General features: G+C 41.5%; 17 protein-coding genes. All 17 read right to left on the reverse strand.

Annotated features, from left to right (window positions below; translation table 11 throughout):
- Positions 1–122 precede the first annotated feature (122 nt).
- The gene (locus LREU_RS06040; RefSeq protein WP_003668364.1) at positions 123–1,553 is read right to left on the reverse strand and encodes an APC family permease; all 1,431 of its coding nucleotides are present in this window, start codon (positions 1,551–1,553) and stop codon (positions 123–125) included.
- Between the two features lie 10 nt (positions 1,554–1,563).
- A complete protein-coding gene (trmD, locus tag LREU_RS06045; protein WP_003663813.1) occupies positions 1,564–2,322 on the reverse strand; it encodes a tRNA (guanosine(37)-N1)-methyltransferase TrmD in 759 nt (252 codons plus the stop codon).
- The gene (gene rimM, locus LREU_RS06050) at positions 2,322–2,828 is read right to left on the reverse strand and encodes a ribosome maturation factor RimM (protein ID WP_003668365.1); all 507 of its coding nucleotides are present in this window, start codon (positions 2,826–2,828) and stop codon (positions 2,322–2,324) included. Before rimM ends, trmD begins: the two co-directional genes overlap by 1 nt.
- A gap of 54 nt (positions 2,829–2,882) precedes the next feature.
- Entirely contained in the window at positions 2,883–3,143 is a 261-nt protein-coding gene (locus tag LREU_RS06055) for a KH domain-containing protein (RefSeq protein WP_003668367.1), read from the reverse strand.
- 12 nt (positions 3,144–3,155) lie between these two features.
- Positions 3,156–3,431 (reverse strand): 30S ribosomal protein S16, encoded by a 276-nt coding sequence (gene rpsP, locus LREU_RS06060; RefSeq protein ID WP_003663816.1) that lies wholly within the window; start codon positions 3,429–3,431, stop codon positions 3,156–3,158.
- 98 nt (positions 3,432–3,529) lie between these two features.
- On the reverse strand, positions 3,530–4,975 hold the full coding sequence (gene ffh, locus LREU_RS06065; RefSeq protein ID WP_003668369.1) for a signal recognition particle protein: 1,446 nt from the start codon (positions 4,973–4,975) through the stop codon (positions 3,530–3,532).
- 1 nt (position 4,976) lies between these two features.
- A complete protein-coding gene (locus LREU_RS06070) occupies positions 4,977–5,318 on the reverse strand; it encodes a putative DNA-binding protein (protein WP_003663818.1) in 342 nt (113 codons plus the stop codon).
- 14 nt (positions 5,319–5,332) lie between these two features.
- A complete protein-coding gene (ftsY, locus tag LREU_RS06075) occupies positions 5,333–6,859 on the reverse strand; it encodes a signal recognition particle-docking protein FtsY (protein ID WP_003668372.1) in 1,527 nt (508 codons plus the stop codon).
- Between the two features lie 22 nt (positions 6,860–6,881).
- On the reverse strand, positions 6,882–10,445 hold the full coding sequence (gene smc, locus LREU_RS06080) for a chromosome segregation protein SMC (protein ID WP_003668374.1): 3,564 nt from the start codon (positions 10,443–10,445) through the stop codon (positions 6,882–6,884).
- 16 nt (positions 10,446–10,461) lie between these two features.
- Entirely contained in the window at positions 10,462–11,163 is a 702-nt protein-coding gene (gene rnc / locus LREU_RS06085; protein ID WP_003663822.1) for a ribonuclease III, read from the reverse strand.
- 176 nt (positions 11,164–11,339) lie between these two features.
- Positions 11,340–11,594, reverse strand: coding sequence for an acyl carrier protein (gene acpP / locus LREU_RS06090; RefSeq protein WP_003663823.1), 255 nt, complete (start codon positions 11,592–11,594; stop codon positions 11,340–11,342).
- Positions 11,595–11,630: 36 nt separating this feature from the next.
- Complete coding sequence (gene plsX / locus LREU_RS06095; protein WP_003668375.1) at positions 11,631–12,662, reverse strand: phosphate acyltransferase PlsX; 1,032 nt, start codon at positions 12,660–12,662, stop codon at positions 11,631–11,633.
- Positions 12,663–12,679: 17 nt separating this feature from the next.
- On the reverse strand, positions 12,680–14,752 hold the full coding sequence (gene recG, locus LREU_RS06100) for an ATP-dependent DNA helicase RecG (RefSeq protein WP_003668376.1): 2,073 nt from the start codon (positions 14,750–14,752) through the stop codon (positions 12,680–12,682).
- A 66-nt stretch (positions 14,753–14,818) separates the two neighbouring features.
- Entirely contained in the window at positions 14,819–16,528 is a 1,710-nt protein-coding gene (locus LREU_RS06105; RefSeq protein WP_011953503.1) for a DAK2 domain-containing protein, read from the reverse strand.
- A 25-nt stretch (positions 16,529–16,553) separates the two neighbouring features.
- Complete coding sequence (locus LREU_RS06110; RefSeq protein WP_003663831.1) at positions 16,554–16,916, reverse strand: Asp23/Gls24 family envelope stress response protein; 363 nt, start codon at positions 16,914–16,916, stop codon at positions 16,554–16,556.
- A gap of 194 nt (positions 16,917–17,110) precedes the next feature.
- A complete protein-coding gene (rpmB, locus tag LREU_RS06115) occupies positions 17,111–17,296 on the reverse strand; it encodes a 50S ribosomal protein L28 (protein WP_003663833.1) in 186 nt (61 codons plus the stop codon).
- 149 nt (positions 17,297–17,445) lie between these two features.
- Positions 17,446–18,096 carry a thiamine diphosphokinase gene (locus LREU_RS06120; protein WP_003668380.1) on the reverse strand — a complete coding sequence of 217 codons (651 nt, stop codon included), beginning with the start codon at positions 18,094–18,096 and terminating at the stop codon, positions 17,446–17,448.
- Positions 18,097–18,166: the final 70 nt, after the last annotated feature.

The raw sequence follows: 18,166 nt of genomic DNA on the forward strand, positions 1-18,166 counted from the left end.
AATATATTTCTTTCCTTTCGCCGACATTCATGTCCTGTATGACGGGCAGCGGAATACCGTTATTCACAGCTAAACAGCCAATAACTACTATACATTGTTTTCGGCTGTCTTTCAAGGGTAAATTAATGGGTTTCTTTATTAATGATTGAATGACGAATTCCATAGATAAAGTAAATTAACAAACCGATCACAAACCAACCAACCATTAAAATTTTTGCATCAGTATTTAGGCCCCAGAAGATCACTGCCGAAAAGATCGCTGAAATTGCTGGAAGCACTGGATATAATGGCATCTTAAACTGAGCTTCGGGCAAATCTACCCCTTCCCGCGGACGCAAGGCATAGATTCCCAGAGAAACAAAGATAAATGCGACCAGAGTTCCCGCAGAAACAAGGGTTGCTAAGAACGTAAACGGAAAAACAGAACCCAAGATCATGGCCAAGAAAGTAATCATCCATAATGCATGATTAGGGACGTGCTTATCATCGATTTGTCCAAGTGATTTTGGTAGTAACCCGTCCCGTCCAAAGGCATAAATTAGTCGAGAGGAAGCTAAAAGAATTGCGATTAATGCCGAGAAAATACCAACAATCGCTACAACGGAAAGCAAGTTCGCCGTAATATAGTGTCCCGACTGTCTTAAAGCCCAGGCTGCTGGTTCTGCATTATTTGCATAACGGCTATATTTAAACATCCCCACTAATACGAGCGAAACTGCAATAAAGAAGCCTGTTCCTAGTAATAGCGTCCCGATCAATCCTCGTGGCATTGTCTTTTGCGGATTAATCGTTTCAGCGGTATTAGCCGCAATCGCATCAAAGCCGACATAGGCAATAAAGATTTGCGCAGTCCCAGCTAATATCCCCTGCCAGCCTCCAAAAGTGGTGCCTGGTTGATGAGCAGGGAGAAATGGGACATAGTTTTGCGGATGGATTGCAGTTGCCCCCACAACGATAAACATTAAAATTACTAGTAGTTTTACACTAACAATAATATTTTCAATCCGGCTAACCTGATGAACGCCACGGGAAATTAAGATTCCAACAATTAGAATTGCAAAGGCGGCCAGAATATCAATATAAGACCCTGTATGTGGATCAAACCCACCAGTTAAGGCATGCGGTAATTTAATCCCAAAGCTGCCTAAAAAGCCTTGCATATAAGCTGACCATCCAGACGCAACAAAGGCGACTGAAATAAAATACTCTGCTAAAAGCGCCCAACCAGCAATCCAGCCAAAGAATTCACCAAACAAAACATTGATCCAGGAAAAGGCGGAACCAGCAAAAGGTAGTACCGAGGACGTTTCCGCATAAGCTAATGCCGATAATCCTGCACCAATTGCGGCTACAATGAAGGCCAATGGAACCGCGGGACCAGTATGCTCAGCTGCCACAATCCCTGGTAAAGTAAAGATAGCCGTTCCCACGACCATCCCCGTTCCTAATCCAATTAAGTCTCTTGTTCGCAAGCTAGGGGTTAGTTGCGCATCCTTTTCTTCATAAACGCGGGGGTTCTGCTTAAGAAATAATCGTTTAATTAATTTTTTCATTCACGTCACCTTAGTCTGGAACAGTTGGATCTTCATCCAGCTTAATATCTTCTAACATTAATTGTTGTTCTCGACTGAGCTTAGCGGTTTTTAAAAGATCTGGTCGGCGGTGAAGAGTCCGTCGTAGTGATTCGCGCATCCGCCATTCTTTAATTTTCTGATGATTACCACTCGTAAGGACTTCCGGTACTTTCATCCCCCGAAAATCTGCTGGACGTGTATATTGAGGATATTCTAACAAACCGTTACTAAATGAATCTCCCATTGGTGAAGACATATTACCGAGGACACCAGGAACAAAACGAACGGTTGCATCAATCATCACCATCGCTGCTAATTCCCCACCTGTTAGTACATAATCACCAAGAGAGGCTTCATCGGTGACTAAATTACGGATTCGTTCATCATATCCCTCATAATGACCGCAGATAAATGTTAAGTGGTCTTCTTGGGCTAATTCTTTGGCGTAAGCTTGATCAAACTTTCGACCAGCGGGATCCATTAAAATAACCCGTCCCTTTGAATACTGATCTTTCGTTTGTTCATGAATTGCATCCATTGCGTCAAAAATCGGTTGCGCTTGAAGAAGCATCCCCGCTCCCCCACCAAATGGCGCATCGTCAACATGATTATGCTTATCGGTAGTATATTGACGAAAATCGGTCACATTAATGTCGATAAATCCATTATCTTGTGCCTTACCGATAATGGATTCCCCCATTGTTGCTTGAAACATATTGGGGAACAAGCTTAAAATATCAATCCTCATTATTCAAGTCCTTCCATTAATTCGACTGTTACAAAATTCTTATCAAGATCAACGTTTTTAACAACCTCATCAATCACTGGTAATAATAAATCCCGTTTTTCTGGGCGTTCAACAACCCACACATCATTCGCACCAGGAGATAGAATTTCCTTAATTTTCCCCAGGTGACGGCCATCTGTTGTTTCAACGTCTAATCCAATAATCTGGTGGTAGTAATATTGACCATCGTCTAAGGGTTGTTGATCATCAGCACTGACCATTAATTCATGGTCACGGAATTGTTCAACATCATTGATATTATCGTAGCCGACAAACTTAACAAGAACAAAGCCCTTATGTTGCCGCGTACTTTCAATCGTCAATGGTAAAGGTTCGCCTGATTGTTGTAGGTACAAGGTATTTCCCTTGGCAAATCGTTCATCAATAAAATCAGTAGTTGCTAATACGCGCACTTCTCCGCGAACACCATGAGTATTTACAATTTTACCAACATTATAATATTCCATAAATTCCTCCTTAAAAGACAAAAACTCCCACAGATTAGTGTGGGAGTTTTAAATTTAGTGACGATGGTCATTAATTAATAACCGGACTCGCTTAGAGTTAGCCCGTCGAGATTGAGTACCCTCGACTATTGTTCGCAATGCTGCGGCAACGTGTCCCTGTCGACCAATTAGACGGCCTACATCATTGGGAGCAACATCAATTATATAACGATGGTAACGTCCATCATCTTTTTGGGTAATTGACAATGCCTGTGGCTGCTTCAATAGCGGAATAACTAAACTACGAATTAACGACTCAATATCTGTCTCAGCCATGACTGATTATCACTACTTCTTAGCGTACTTTGCTTCGTGGTACTTCTTCATAACGCCAGCTGCTTGAAGCATGTTACGAACAGTATCTGAAGGTTGAGCACCCTTTTGTAACCATTCCATAACAGCGTCTTCATCAAACTTGACTTCCTTAGGAGTAGTCAATGGGTTGTAAGTACCTACTGAAGTAATAAAACGACCATCACGTGGGGCACGTGAGTCAGCTACAACGATCCGGTAGAATGGACGCTTCTTTGAACCCATGCGCTTTAAACGAATTTTAACAGACATTCTTTGCACCTCCCTGATTTCTTTTAACAGATAATAATATACCAGTGTTCAAATAGAATGTAAAGTATTTTTTCTTGACAGGCTTAAATTTTTTGAAATTATTTTTTCTTTCGTAATTTGCGAAGCTTTTTAATGCGCTTTTGCTTGTCTTTTTTCATTTTTCGCGCCATGCGGTTCATTGCCATTTGTCCCATCTTGCCACCTGGCATTTGTCCGCCAAACATATTTTGCATTCCATTGAAGTTACCGTTTGTAACCTGCTTCATCATCTTACGCATTTGATTAAATTGCTTAATCATCCGGTTAACTTCAACAATTGGCCGTCCCGCACCAGCTGCTAAACGACGACGACGACTAGGATTCATTATATCAGGGTTTTCACGTTCTTCTGGCGTCATTGAAAGAACAATAGCCCGGATATGAGCAAATTGCTTAGGATCCAAATTAAGATTCTTCAAGGCAGGGTTATTAGCCATCCCCGGCATCATCTTAATAATGTTTTCCAACGGTCCCATCTTGGTAACCTGATCCATTTGTGCCAAGAAATCATTATAGTCAAATGTGTTTTCACGCATTTTATCCATTGTTTCTTGGGCTTGTTCTTCATCAAAATTCTTTTGGGCCTTTTCAATTAGGGTCATCATGTCCCCCATACCCAAAATCCGTGAAGCCATCCGGTCAGGGTGGAAGACATCAAGATCCTCCATCTTTTCCCCTTCACCGACAAACTTAATTGGCTTACCTGTGACTGCCCGGATTGACATGGCAGCCCCACCACGAGTATCACCATCTAACTTGGTTAAGATAACCCCGGTGATATCAAGCTTATCATCGAATCCTTGAGCCGTATTAACTGCGTTTTGACCAGTCATCGAATCAATAACAAGCAAAATTTCATTTGGATTTACTAGCTCTTTAATGTTTGCAAGCTCATCCATCAATTGTTCATCAATCTGAAGCCGACCAGCAGTATCAATAATGACATAATCATTATGATTTTTTTGGGCTACTTCCATCCCTTCGCGAACAATTTCTACCGGATCAACGTCTGTCCCCTTTTCAAAAACAGGAACATCAATCTGATCAGCAACTTGTTGTAACTGCGTAATAGCGGCGGGACGGTAAACGTCGGCCGCAATAAACATTGGCCGCGCATGATTTTCATTCTTTAATCGTAATGCCAATTTACCGGCAGTGGTCGTCTTACCTGCCCCTTGAAGACCAACCATCATGATAACAGTTGGAATATGCGGTGCTTTGTTAAGCGGAACCGCTTCTTCCCCCATCAGTTTTGTCAATTCATCATTAACAATTTTAACGATTTGTTGGGCTGGATTTAACCCTTTTAATACTTCCGCCCCGGCTGCTTTTTCCCGAACGGTCTTTACAAAGTCTTTTACAACTTTAAAGTTAACATCGGCTTCTAAAAGGGCAAGCCGAATCTCACGCATCGTTTCCCGAAGATCAGCTTCCGTAACTTTGGGTTTGCGTCGTAATTTTTCCATCGCCTTTTGCAGACGATCTGTTAAACCTTCAAATGCCATTTTATTCTTCCTCCAAGCTTTCCAGATGATTTACTAAGTGATTGAGCGTTGCATCATCTGGATAGTTTTCTCGGACGTATCGTTGAATTCGATCCGCCTGTTGATTACGAACTTGAAATTCAGCATACAAATGCAATTTGGCCTCGTAATCTTCTAGTATGCTTTCTGTGCGCTTTATATTATCATATACGGCTTGACGACTAACATGGAAATTCTCGGCAATTTCGCCCAATGAGTAGTCATCCCCGTAATAAAGCTCTAAATAATCATTTTGTTTTTTGGTTAATAAGGGTTGGTAAAACTCAAATAATGAATTTATCCGATAATTCTTTTCAATTTCCATATCGTCACACCTGCCTAGTCAACTTCGACTAACCCCTTGAACAGGCCATAAACAAAGTCGCCAGCATCAAACTTCTGGAGGTCGTCTACCTTTTCACCAAGCCCCACATACTTAACCGGTAAGTGGAGCTCATTACGGATAGCAAGGACAATTCCCCCACGAGCAGTTCCGTCTAGTTTTGTTAAAACAATCCCCGTTACATCGGTACTTTCCTTGAATAGTTTAGCCTGGTTAAGAGCGTTTTGCCCAGTTGTTGCATCCAAGACTAACAGTACTTCATGAGGAGCATCTGGAATTTCACGAGTAAGGATGCGCTTCATCTTAGCTAACTCATTCATCAAGTTAACCTTGTTTTGGAGCCGACCAGCAGTATCAACAAACAAGATATCATAGTTTTCATCTTTTGCCCGTTTTACTGCATCAAAGACGACAGCCGCTGGATCACCGTTTTCTGGCCCTGTAACGATGTCAACACCGTCACGTTTTGCCCACACATCTAGTTGTTCAGTTGCCCCAGCCCGGAATGTATCAGCAGCCGCTAAAAGAACTTTCTTACCTTGTTTCTTAAAGAGGGCGGCCATCTTACCAATCGTTGTTGTCTTTCCGGCACCGTTAACACCAACAAACATAATAACAGTTGGGCCTTCCTTTGCCATGGTTAAGTCAGGATTTTCATCTTGACCAGCTTCATCGTAAAGTTCGACCATTTTTTCAATAATGACGTTGGAAACATCCTGCTTGCTCTTAGCGTTTTGCAGTTTTACTTCTTCTCGTAATTCATCACTGAGTTTCATTGCCATATCATAGCCGACATCAGATTCAATCAGCATATCTTCAAGATCATCAAAGAAGTCTTCATCGACATGCCGGAAGTTAGCCAAGAACTTATTTAACCGTGCTCCGAAACCTGTCCGGGACTTCTCAAGCCCGCGATCGTATTTCTTAACCGTTTCAGTTTCTTGATCCTCTTCTGGTTCAGGAGAAGGTTGTTGCTCCTGCTCCTCATCACCATCATTTTCTTCAGAATTGTCATCCTCATTTGATCCTTCAGCAGCTGATGCTTCTTCTGCCGCTTCCTCTGTGGTTGGCATTACTGGTTCTTCAACTGTTTCTTCTTCTGCAACAGGTTCGGTCGGTTCTTCAGTCGGTTCAACGGCTGTCTCAGTTTCAGCAATATTGGAAGAAGATGGTTCTTCTGCAGAAACAGTTTCATCCGGAGTACTAGATGATGATACTTCTTCTTTAGAAATACTTGAGTCTGCCACCTCTTCTGAGTGACTTTCCTCGCTAGTCTCCTCTTCTTTAACCCCGTTATGGAGCGTTTCACGAGTTCCATCCGGGTTAATCTTTTCTTCATAGCTATCGGCAGGAGGAATATTTACCGGTTCCGGATGAATTGGAGCAGAAGCCGGCGCCGCACTCGTCGTATCTGCTGATTCATCTTCAAGCGCGGTTTCAGATTGAACAACTGCGCTTGAACTATCAGGCGTTTTTTCCTCTTCTTTTTTCTTATGACGGCGGAAAATATCAAATAATCCCATACTTGAAGCCTCCTAAATTTAGTTAATTATCACTCTCTTGTAAAGTATCAACAACGTCCACTGATACCATCTTTGAAACTCCTGATTCTTGCATTGTAACCCCGTACAATACATCGGCGTCCATCATCGTTCCCTTGCGGTGGGTAATGACAATAAATTGTGGACCTTCAGTACCAAATTTGCTGAGGTAGTGCGCAAAACGTTGTACATTAACCTCATCCAAGGCGGCCTCTGGTTCATCAAGAATTGCAAATGGAACTGGGCGGACTTTCAAAATAGCGAATAGTAAGGTAATCGCCGTTAATGCTCGTTCCCCACCTGATAACAATGAAAGATGTTGATTTTTCTTTCCTGGTGGCTGGGCCATAATATCGACCCCGGTTGTTAATAAGTCATGGGGATCGGTTAAGACAAGTTTAGCATGACCACCAGAGAAAATTTGTTGGAACGTCTCATCAAACTTTTGTGAAACCTGATTAAAGGTTGTAATAAACCGTTTCTTGACTTGGGCATCTATCTCACCCATCGTTTGATTAAGCTGAGCTCGAGAGGCGAGCAAGTCGTCTTGTTGGCCCTTTAAGAAATCGTACCGTTCACGAACGCGCTCATATTCTTCAATCGCTCCCACATTAACTTGACCAAGATCATCTAATCCCCGCTTTAATAGCTTCAACCGGGTCGCCAAGGTCTCTTCATCCAATTTACTCATCTGCTGACGAGCTTCATCAATGGTCATGGAATATTGCTCAGATAATCGATTAAGAGCTTGGTCAACCATGGATTCATACTTCACGCGCTCTTCATTTAAGTTATTACGATCATCTAGGGCTGCCCGCTGAAGTTCTTGCAGACGATTATAATGTGCTTCGGCTTGTGACAGCTTTTGCTCAAGTTCTTCAAGAGCAACTGAATTATCTTCCAGTTGCACCTTAGCTTTTGCCTGCTCTTCTTTAGCATCTTTTAAGGCTGTCTGTGTCGATTGTTCACTTGTTGATTGACTAGCTGATTGAGTCGTTAATTCAGCGATTGCAATCGTGACCTTTTCTAAACTCTCTTCAACTTCTCGCCGTTGCCGGTTATACTCTTGACTTTGGCGTTGATATTGTTGAAGTCGTTCTTCCGCTACCGCGATTTTTTGTTGCATTTGCGCCAATTGTCGTGCCTGAGTCGACTCATCATTCTGTAATTCATCAATCTGAGTAAGGATTTGCTTAATCTTTGCCACAACTTGCGTCAATTCCTGGTTTACTTTATCAGCTTGTTCATTATTTTGTTGAACTTGTGATTCGTAATCCTGATGTTGAGTGTCTTGCTGTTTATTTTGGGTTTCTAAAATCTGTACCCGATTAGTAAGCGTCTCATACTTACTTGAGATCAACTGACAACTACTTTCTTGCTCATGAAACTTATCTTGTAAAGTCTGAACTTGTTGCTGATAATCAGCTACTACTTGTTCGTTCGCCTTTTGCGCTTGTTGTAGTTTAGCAACTTCTTGCTCTAAGTTTGCTGCAAGCTGTTCCTGTTTTTTTAGCTCCTCTTCTAGTTGTTTAGCCATTTGCTTTTGACTTAAGAGTCCTGTCCGTTGGCTACGGGTGGCTCCCCCAGTCATTGCTCCACTAGCATTGATCAACTGACCGTCAAGGGTTACCACCCGTACCATATGACGACCTGCACGGGCAATCTCAGTTGCATGATCAAGGTTGTCAGCAATAACCGTTGTTCCTAGTAAGTGGTCAGCAATAAGCTGAAACTTTTGATCAAACTTAATAAGTTCTGTTGCACGACCCAAAAAACCAGGAAGGCCAGTTAATTGCGGCCAAATACTTAATGGTCGCCGGTGACTAAGCGTATCAAGCGGCAGAATAGTGACCCGGCCAGCGCGCGTCTTAATCAAGAAGTTAATAATTGCTTTGGCAGTAGCTTGCCGATCAACAACTAATTGCTGAAGCTGACTTCCTAATACTGTTTCAATCGCTTGCGTGTACTTGGCAGGAACATCAAATAATTCGCTGACTGCTCCCGCCAATCCAGGAAATTGCTGCCGTTGCCGAAGAACCTCTTGAACGCCCCGATAATAGCCGCTATATTCATCGGCCATTGACTGGTAAGCATTAATTCGCGACTTAAGTGACCGCACATCTCCTAATGCTGCATACCAATCACGTTGTTTTGTTTGATACCCGTAATTAAGTTTTTCACGGTGATCTTGAGCCGCCTTTAGTTTTTCACTGACATTCTGCAGACTTTCCTTAGTAATAGCCACTGCTTGTTGGTAGCGGTCGAATTCCTGATTAATTTCTGCAAGTTGATTCTTAGTAGCGTCAAGTTCCTCGACATTTTGTCGTTGAAGACTCATCGCCTGTTCATGATTACGTGACAAGAAAGATTGCTGATTGTGAATCGTTGTTCTTTCCTGCATCAAGCTAACTTGTTGGTTACGTAAATCCTCTACTTGCTGTTTTAGGGTCGCGATCCGCTCACTGCTACTCATCTTTCTGGCTGCTTCGAACTCAGCTTGCTGACTATTAATCAGCGCTTTTTGTTCAGCCAATTGCTCGTCATTTGCCCGTTGGCTTGCCTTAACCTCTTTTAAGCGTGCATTGAGTTCAGCCTGTTGGGCAGTTAACCGTCGCTGCTCATTTTCACGCTGCTCGCGGCGAACACTGGAAACAGATTGCTGATTTTCGTACTTAGCAATTGCCTCCGTTTGGTTTAAGATGATTGCTTGAAGTCGATCCTTAGTTGCGTTTAGTTGTTGGCGCTTTTGCTTTAAATTATCAAGTTGTTGCCGATCATGGCCTGCTTGTCTTTGATAGTCCTTCACCATCTCTTCTGCTTGTTTGAGCTTGGCACCTAATTTAGTTAACTTTCCATAGTACTCATCATAATGACGAACTGTTTGTGTCCGATCAAGCACATCAAATTGTTTCTTTTGTTCCAAGTAATCTTGGGCAATTGCACTTTGTTCTTCTAAAGGTTCAATCTGCTTTTCTAACTCACTAATAATGTCATTTACCCGGTTAAGGTTTTCCATTGTCGTAGTAAGTCGCTTTTCAGCTGTTTCTTTGTTCTTCTTATACTTAGCAACTCCCGCAACGGTTTCAATAATTCCCCGCCGATCAATTGGTTTACCATTAAAGATCTCTTCAATCCGTCCCTGGGAAATAATGGAAAAGGATTCTCGACCTAAACCAGAATCAATAAATAAGTCTGTAATGTCCTTTAAGCGAACGTTTTGGTCGTTAATTAAGTACTCACTATCACCATTGCGATATATTTTACGAGTAATGGTAAGCTCAGTAAATTCACTAGCTAAGTAATGATCACTATTATCTAGCGTAATCGAAACTAGGGCCCGGTTTAAAGGTTTACGATCTGATGACCCATTAAAGATAACATCAGCCATCCGATCTCCCCGCAAATGATGAGCCGACTGTTCGCCCATTACCCATTGGATAGCTTCGATAATATTACTCTTTCCACTACCATTCGGGCCAACAATCCCTGTCATCCCGGGCTCAAATTTAATTGTTGTTTTTTGGGCAAAGGACTTAAAGCCGTCCAAAGTTAAAGACAATAATTGCATCAGTTATTCCTACTTACTATTTATTTTTATTTCTCATATTATCAAGTGCCTGTTGTGCTGCTTGCATTTCAGCATGTTTCTTTGATGAGCCCTTTCCTTCACCGATAACGTCACCATTAGCAGTAACATTTACTTTAAATTCAGGGTCGTTTTCTGTTCCGCTTTCCTCTACCAAATGATATTCAATGGCAATATCACCGTCACGTTGGAGGAATTCTTGGAGACTAGTCTTGGCATCAACAGCATGATCAAACCAGCCCATATCAAGTTTAGGAAAGATAACTCGTTGAACAAATTTTTCGACTGCTGGTCGGCCTTGATCTAAATAGAGGGCACCAATAAATGATTCAAAAATATCACATAGCAAGCCTGGACGTTCTCTTGCGCCAGCCATTTCCTCACCATGACCCAAGCGAATATATTGATCAAAGTGACATTCCTTGGCAAATTTAGAAAAACTATCCTCACATACCATTGCCGCTCTTAAGCGGGTAAGTTTTCCCTGTGGCAATTCAGGGAAACGTTTATAAATATATTCTGAAACGATCAGTTCCAACACAGCATCGCCAAGAAATTCAATCCGTTCGTAATATTTTAATCCTTGGTTAGGATGTTCATTTACATACGAAGCTTGAGTAAAAGCTTCTGCTAATAAAGCAGGATTATCAAAATGAATATTAAATTCCTTGGCCAGGTAGTCTTGTAATTCTTCGATCATAAAAAATTCCTTTCGTTTTTGACTTAAAATTATAAAAAATGTCTAAGGCCTATTATACTAAACAACCCGCTATTCCGCAGGTAATTTTAATAATATTCAAAAAATTAAAGGCTGTGAAAAAACTTTCGCCTTTTCTCAGCCCCTTACTTTTCTACCTTAATAATTAAACAGTTCGATTAGTTGGCAGTGTGTTCTGCGATGTAATCAACAACTTCACCGATTGTACTTAATTTTTCAGCATCTTCATCATTAATTTCTTCACCAAACGTATCCTCTAATTCGAGAACAAATTCAACAAAATCAATTGAATCAGCATCCAAATCTGTCTTTAAGTTCAAATCATCAGTAATCTTAGCCCGATCAACATCAAAATGGTCAGCAACAATCTCTGAAACCTTATTAAAGATTTCTGTTTTCTTATTATCAGCCATTATTATTAACCTCTCTTTACTAGTTCGCTACTTATTCTATTCGTTTTTCTGAGAATTGTCTAGATTTTCGGTGCTATCGAAAAATTCAACTGTTTTTTCAATTACACCTGTTTTGAGCATTGTTCTAATTTGACTAATTGTATTTTTCACGGCTAAAGCATCAGCAGATCCATGAGTTTTAACAACTGGTGCCTTAAGCCCTAATAAGACCGCCCCGCCATAAGTTGAAGCACTCATTTTTTGACCGATTTGATGGAAAACTGGCTTTAGCATGAGATAGCCCAACTTAGCACGGAGACCACCATGTAAGATTCCATCTTTAATTAACGTCATCATCATCTTAGCAGTTCCTTCAGTCGCTTTTAAGGCCGCATTTGCCGTCCACCCATCGCTTACAACAACATCTGCCTTGCCAAACAGGAGGTCACCAGATTCAATATTGCCGACAAAATTCAAATCATCTTTGCTATTGAGGATTTGCCATACTTCTTTATGTAACTTGTCACCCTTATCTTCTTCTGCCCCATTGTTTAATAGCGCAATTCGAGGGTTCGCAACTCCCAATACATTTTCGGCATAGAATTTACCAAGGTAGGCATATTGTTCCAAATTTTTCTCTTTACTTTCAGCATTTGCACCAGTATCGAGGTAGACAAAATTGTGCCGACTAGCACCCGGCTTGGCAATTGGCAAAATACTAGTAAGTCCTGGACGATCAATCCCTTTAATGCGGCCAACAATGAAGAGGCCAGCCGCCAAAATTGCCCCAGTATTTCCCGCAGAGAAGAAGGCATCAGCTTTTCCTTCTTTAACTGCTGTTGCCGCGCGAACAATTGACGAATCTTTTTTCCGCCGAATCGCCCGGACTGGTTCTTCACCCATTGAAATTTCTTCACTGGTAGCAACAATATTAAGCCGCTCGTTATTTTTTATTAAGGGTTTTACCTTGTCTGGATTTCCATAAAGATCAAATTCTAAGTCGGGGTAAAGGTCTCGAGCCTCTTCTACCCCTTCAATGATTACTTGGGGAGCATTATCTCCACCCATTGCATCAACAGCAATTTTCATAAAATCTCCTCCTCATATTAGTCAAAGTGCGTCTCCAGTTCATGACGCTTTAAATATAAAACAAGTGGCTGATTTTCATCGACCTGATCCCACTTGGACATGCCTAATAGGTTTCCAGCATCTGCACGGGCAATTTGCAGCATCTTTAAATCAGCAACCGGATCACCCACTTTAAATTCTGGCATCCCCGATTGCTTTTTTCCTAGAACATCTCCAGATCCACGCAGTTTCAAATCTTGCTCAGCTATCTTAAATCCATCATCGGTAGCAACCATCGTTTTCATCCGGGCTTTTCCTTCATCAGTTTTCGGATCGGCAATTAATAGACAATAACTTTGCCGGCTGCCTCGACCAACCCGACCACGTAATTGGTGAAGCTGTGCAAGCCCAAAACGATCAGCATCATATATAACCATTACCGTTGCATTAGGATTATCAACGCCAACTTCAATAACCGTGGTTGCAACTAAAACTTGAAGCTCACCAGATTTAAACTGGCGCATCGCTTCATCTTTTTCTTCCGTCCCCATTCGTCCATGGAGTAAGCCCACTTTATAAGCTGGCTCAAGATCGGCCGATAGCTGATTATAAAGATCAGTTGCGTTTTGTACATCTAGAGCCGCTGATTCCTCAATCAACGGACTCACAACATACGCCTGTGCTCCCTGCTTTAATTGTTCACGCAAAAAATGGATTGCTGCGGCATGTTGGTTAGACTGCAGCCACTTTGTTTGAATTGGTTTTCGACCAGCCGGTAATTGGTCAATTATCGAAACATCCATTTCACCATAATTAGTAATCGCTAGTGTCCGTGGGATAGGAGTTGCTGTCATGGCTAATACATCAGGATGTTCGCCTTTTTCACGAAGTTGCTGACGCTGGTTGACCCCAAAACGGTGCTGTTCATCAGTAATTACCAGACCGAGATTAGCATATTCAACTCCATCTTGAATTAGCGCATGGGTTCCGACAATGAGGTTGACATCTCCTCGCTTCATCGCCGTCAATAGTTCCCGATGTTGCTTAGCAGTCAATGAACCAGTCAGGAGAGCAACCTGGACATGGGTTCCTTCAAAAATTTTCGCTAATTTCTTAGCATGTTGTCCTGCCAGAATTTCTGTCGGCGCCATTAAAGCTGCTTGATAGCCCGCAGTAATAGCTGCATAAATGGCAATAGCAGCAACAATTGTCTTTCCAGAACCAACATCCCCCTGCAACAAGCGATTCATCTGGTATGGTTGACGCATATCACGACAAATTTCATTAACAACCCGTTTTTGGGCATCAGTTAATTCAAATGGGAGTCCGCCAATAAATTCTTTTAACTCGTCATTATGGTATAAAATCCGCTCGCCATCTTCTTGACGGTGGGCACGGCGAATTGCTTGCAGTCGTAACTGAAACAGGAAAAACTCTTCGTAAGCTGCTGTTCGGCGGGCGGCTTTTGCAGTTGCCTGAGTTTGTGGAAAGTGAATTTCCCTAATCATTTGTCGCCGATCCATTAACCGGTATCGTTGACGAATCGTTTCTGGCAAATACGTTGGAATGATATTGGCATATTCCTCGTAAGCTTGACGAATAAAACTTTGGAGGACATTTTGCCGGATATGCTTATTCACCGCATAGACCGCACCAAACTCATTTCGATCATCAGCTTTTTCCTTAAGAAGTTTGTTTCCTGTTACTTGACGGCGAGGTGCATCCCACTTCCCCATTACAGTTACTTGCTGATTTAGTTCGATTTGCTTTTTAATATAGGGCTGATTAAAAAAAGTTGCGATTACCACTTCATTACCTACCTGCATTCGAAAGGTAAGCCGGTTGCGCCGATAACCATAGCGGACCAAGAGCGGTTCTGATACCACTACTCCTTGAAGAGTAATTTTCTGTTTATCCTTGGCGCTTTCAATGTCTGTAGGCGTGAAATCGTTATAGCGAGTGGGATAATACGTCAACAAATCTTCAATAGTATCTATTCCCAGAGTAGCTAGATCTGCTACTCGCTTAGGACCAACTCCTTTTAAATTGGCGACGGAATCCGTTAAACTCCGCAAATCTTTCACCTCTTTTTTAACACAACCAGTAACCAAAATAGGAGTGGGAATAAAAGTAGTCCTTTATTAACCCACTCCTATAGGAATTAATTTAATGTGCCGCTATTCAACCGAAATCAGGTATGGATAAACTGGCTGACCACCATCGTAAATCTGAATATCTAATTCATCATCTACTTCTTCAACTGCTGCTTTAATCTCTTCAGCAGTTTTTTGATCACCACCAGCTCCATATAAGATCGTTACAATTTCACTATCCTCGTCAAGCATGGCTTTAACCATCTTAATAGCGGCTTCTTTCAGATCCAGATCCGTAGTGACGATTTTACCATCAACAATTCCCATGTAGTCATCTTTCTTAATTTCACGACCATCAATCGTTGTATCACGAACAGCATTAGTAACCGCTCCACTGGCAACCGTATTTGTATTAGCTTCCATATTTGCTTGATTTTCGTCCAAAGATGCTTCTGGGTTGTACTCAAGCAGTGCGCTCATCGCTTGGGCAATCGTCTTACTGTGGACAATCTTTGTTGGAATATCAGCAACCTCGGCAGCCTGATCAGCAGTCATAAAGATGTTGCCGTTATTTGGCAGAACAATAGCTTGCTTAGCACCGCTATTATTAATGGCATCGAGAATATCTTGAGTGCTTGGGTTCATTGTTTGACCACCTGTAATGATATGGGTAACACCCAAGCTCTTTAATAATTTCGCAATTCCTTCTCCTGATGCGACAGCAATAACAGCTGTCTGAAGGTCATTTTTAGCTTCTGCAGCTGCTTTTGCCTTCTCAATTGGCGACTCACTGTCAGCGTCTTCTTCATCTTTTTCCATGATTTCTTCTTGTTGCCAAACCATGTTATGAATTTCAATTGTCTGTAAATCACCGAATTGTTGACCCCAAGATAATACTTTACCGGGATGCTCGGTATGAACATGGACCCGCACAACTTGATCATCGTTTAGAACAAGTAAACTATCGCCTAAGTCAGCTAAGTAGTTATAGAAAGTATCATAGTCAAACTTTTGAGTCACCTGCTTACCCTTACCAAGTCGTACCAACATTTGAGTACAGTAAGTATACTTGATATCTTCAGGATTAAGCTTTCCTTGAACGCTTTGGTGATCCATAGCGTGAACCATCTCATCAATTTCAGCATTGTCAGGTTTATAGTCATCACTTTTATCTACGCGGCCACTCAAGGCTTCGTCAAAGGCTTGAAGTACAAAGACGAGTCCTTGTCCACCAGAATCTACCACGCCAACTTCTTTCAGGACTGGCAATAAATCCGGCGTCTTCTTAAGCGCTTCTTCACCTGCTTCATAAATAGTATGCATAATCTCAACAAGATCATCAGTCTCTTTAATCTTATTGAGGCCTGCTTGAGCTGATTCACGAACAACAGTTAAAATGGTACCTTCTGTTGGCTTCATCACAGCCTTATAAGCTGTCTTTGCACCATTAGCATAAGCATCAACAAAGTCAGCAGTAGATAAAACATCCATGCCTTCTGTTGCCTTTGCAAAGCCACGGAAAATCTGCGATAAAATGACCCCAGAATTTCCGCGTGCTCCCATTAAAAGGCCCTTTGCTAACGCTGCACTCAGGTCGCCAACCTTCTTACTGGTTTCGTTGCGTTCGTACTTGGCACCGCTTGCCATTGAAGAAGTCATGTTTGTCCCGGTGTCTCCATCTGGAACTGGAAAAACATTTAATGAATTAATAAATTCAGCGTTCTTACCAAGTTTATCGGCGGCCGCCTGGACCATTTTACCGAATTCAAGGTTTGTAATTTTTGTTACAGCCAATTCGAAATTCCTCCCCAATGCTCGCTTAATCTTCTAGTGTCCGTACACCTTGGACACATACATTAACTGAATTTGCCGTAATACCGAGCATTGTTTCAAGATTATACTTTACCTTTGCTTGGACACTTTTTGATACTTCTGAGATCTTTGTGCCATAGCCTACAATAATATTTACGTCAACAGCTACACCATTATCTTGCTGCCGAACAACAACGCCGCGCGCAAAATTTTCACGACGAAGAATTTGGTTAACCCCATCACGGAGGGGGTTTCGGCTTGCCATTCCAACAACACCGTAGTTATCAGTAGCAGCCCCACCAACAACTGATGAAATCACATCATTATCAATGTCAATTGTACCTGACTTAGTTTTGATTTTTACTGCCATCGTCATGGCCTCCTTATAAAATTACCAATTGATTTTAGAATCCTATGATACTAAAATTCACAATTAAATCAATACCATCATACCATAGCATATTTCACTAAAAAAGTAACTGATGGATATTTTTGCAATCAATCAATGGGGTTAATCAATTAGTGTAAAAAATAAGCCGCCCAAACTGGACGGCATCATTTTAATTAAACCCGAGTCACTTTACCTGACTTCAGTGTACGTGCTGAAACGTATACCTTCTTAGGCTTACCATTAACTAAAATGGTTACCTTTTGCAAGTTAGGCTTCCAGCTACGCCGACTTGAGTTAAGGGCGTGAGAACGCTTGTTACCAAATTGCGTCCGTTTACCGTTGATAAAATCTTTAGCCATTGGTGATACCCTCCTCTTTGCTTCATAATTTTTTCGTTTACGCAAAACTGCGATGTAACTCACCTAATTAATCTACCATAGGCATCGTAACAATGCAATAGTTTTCTTTCAAGTAATTTTCCTTGACAGGGTATTTTCCACTCAAAAACCTATTTTAATTGGTCGCTACACTGAATTACAGAAACAATTCCACTTTCAAATGAAAAATGATTTTCTTCAGCTGTAAATTCATTGCTTGTCCACGAAAATGGAATTTGACTACTCCAGTTTTGCAGTGGATATTTTTCGTCTTTCAACGTAAGGCCTTGAACAGGAGTAAGATTGACAAAGGCCAGATACTTCTTATGCGGCAGGCGAGAAATAGTGTAATCCCCTGGCAAGTAATAAGAGACAACATTTTGACAGTCAATAATCTTAATCCGGGTTAAGTATGGTTTAAATTCACTCTGCAGCGGAAGAAAGAGGTTAGCTAATAAATGGTCTAAGCGCCCTCCCGTTGCACCAAAAATTTCAATTTCATCAGCCTGTTCCTGAATTGCAAATTTCACGCCCAATTGCGTATCGGTATAATCTTTTTCAGGAGGATAAGTTTTTATACGAGTAATTTTACCTTCCAAACCTTGCAATTCATCCCCGGTAACGGAATCAAAGTCACCAATTGCTAATACCGGCTTAATTCCCCACCTTAATAATCTTAAAGCACCCCGGTCAACCCCAATCCATTTTTCATCTTTACGTTGCAAAATCAACTCGGTTGGAACCATTTCAAGCGGACCGCCAACTAGTACATTTACTCTCATTTTTCACTCCTAAAAAAATAGATCTTCAATATTCAGATAAACCCGAACTAGAAGATCCATTTTATTTTTT

The organism is Limosilactobacillus reuteri subsp. reuteri, from assembly GCF_000016825.1.
Taxonomy (GTDB): domain Bacteria; phylum Bacillota; class Bacilli; order Lactobacillales; family Lactobacillaceae; genus Limosilactobacillus; species Limosilactobacillus reuteri.

Coding starts and splice junctions, on each gene's coding strand:
- LREU_RS06120 (WP_003668380.1), bottom strand. CDS start 18,096: ATGAGAGTAAATGTACTAGTTGGCGGTCCGCTTGAAATGGTTCCAACC.
- LREU_RS06055 (WP_003668367.1), bottom strand. CDS start 3,143: ATGGCTGAGACAGATATTGAGTCGTTAATTCGTAGTTTAGTTATTCCG.
- acpP (WP_003663823.1), bottom strand. CDS start 11,594: ATGGCTGATAATAAGAAAACAGAAATCTTTAATAAGGTTTCAGAGATT.
- LREU_RS06070 (WP_003663818.1), bottom strand. CDS start 5,318: ATGGAAATTGAAAAGAATTATCGGATAAATTCATTATTTGAGTTTTAC.
- plsX (WP_003668375.1), bottom strand. CDS start 12,662: ATGAAAATTGCTGTTGATGCAATGGGTGGAGATAATGCTCCCCAAGTA.
- rpmB (WP_003663833.1), bottom strand. CDS start 17,296: ATGGCTAAAGATTTTATCAACGGTAAACGGACGCAATTTGGTAACAAG.
- LREU_RS06110 (WP_003663831.1), bottom strand. CDS start 16,916: ATGGCAGTAAAAATCAAAACTAAGTCAGGTACAATTGACATTGATAAT.
- ffh (WP_003668369.1), bottom strand. CDS start 4,975: ATGGCATTTGAAGGTTTAACAGATCGTCTGCAAAAGGCGATGGAAAAA.
- trmD (WP_003663813.1), bottom strand. CDS start 2,322: ATGAGGATTGATATTTTAAGCTTGTTCCCCAATATGTTTCAAGCAACA.
- LREU_RS06040 (WP_003668364.1), bottom strand. CDS start 1,553: ATGAAAAAATTAATTAAACGATTATTTCTTAAGCAGAACCCCCGCGTT.
- rnc (WP_003663822.1), bottom strand. CDS start 11,163: ATGATCGAAGAATTACAAGACTACCTGGCCAAGGAATTTAATATTCAT.
- smc (WP_003668374.1), bottom strand. CDS start 10,445: ATGCAATTATTGTCTTTAACTTTGGACGGCTTTAAGTCCTTTGCCCAA.
- rimM (WP_003668365.1), bottom strand. CDS start 2,828: ATGGAATATTATAATGTTGGTAAAATTGTAAATACTCATGGTGTTCGC.
- ftsY (WP_003668372.1), bottom strand. CDS start 6,859: ATGGGATTATTTGATATTTTCCGCCGTCATAAGAAAAAAGAAGAGGAA.
- rpsP (WP_003663816.1), bottom strand. CDS start 3,431: ATGTCTGTTAAAATTCGTTTAAAGCGCATGGGTTCAAAGAAGCGTCCA.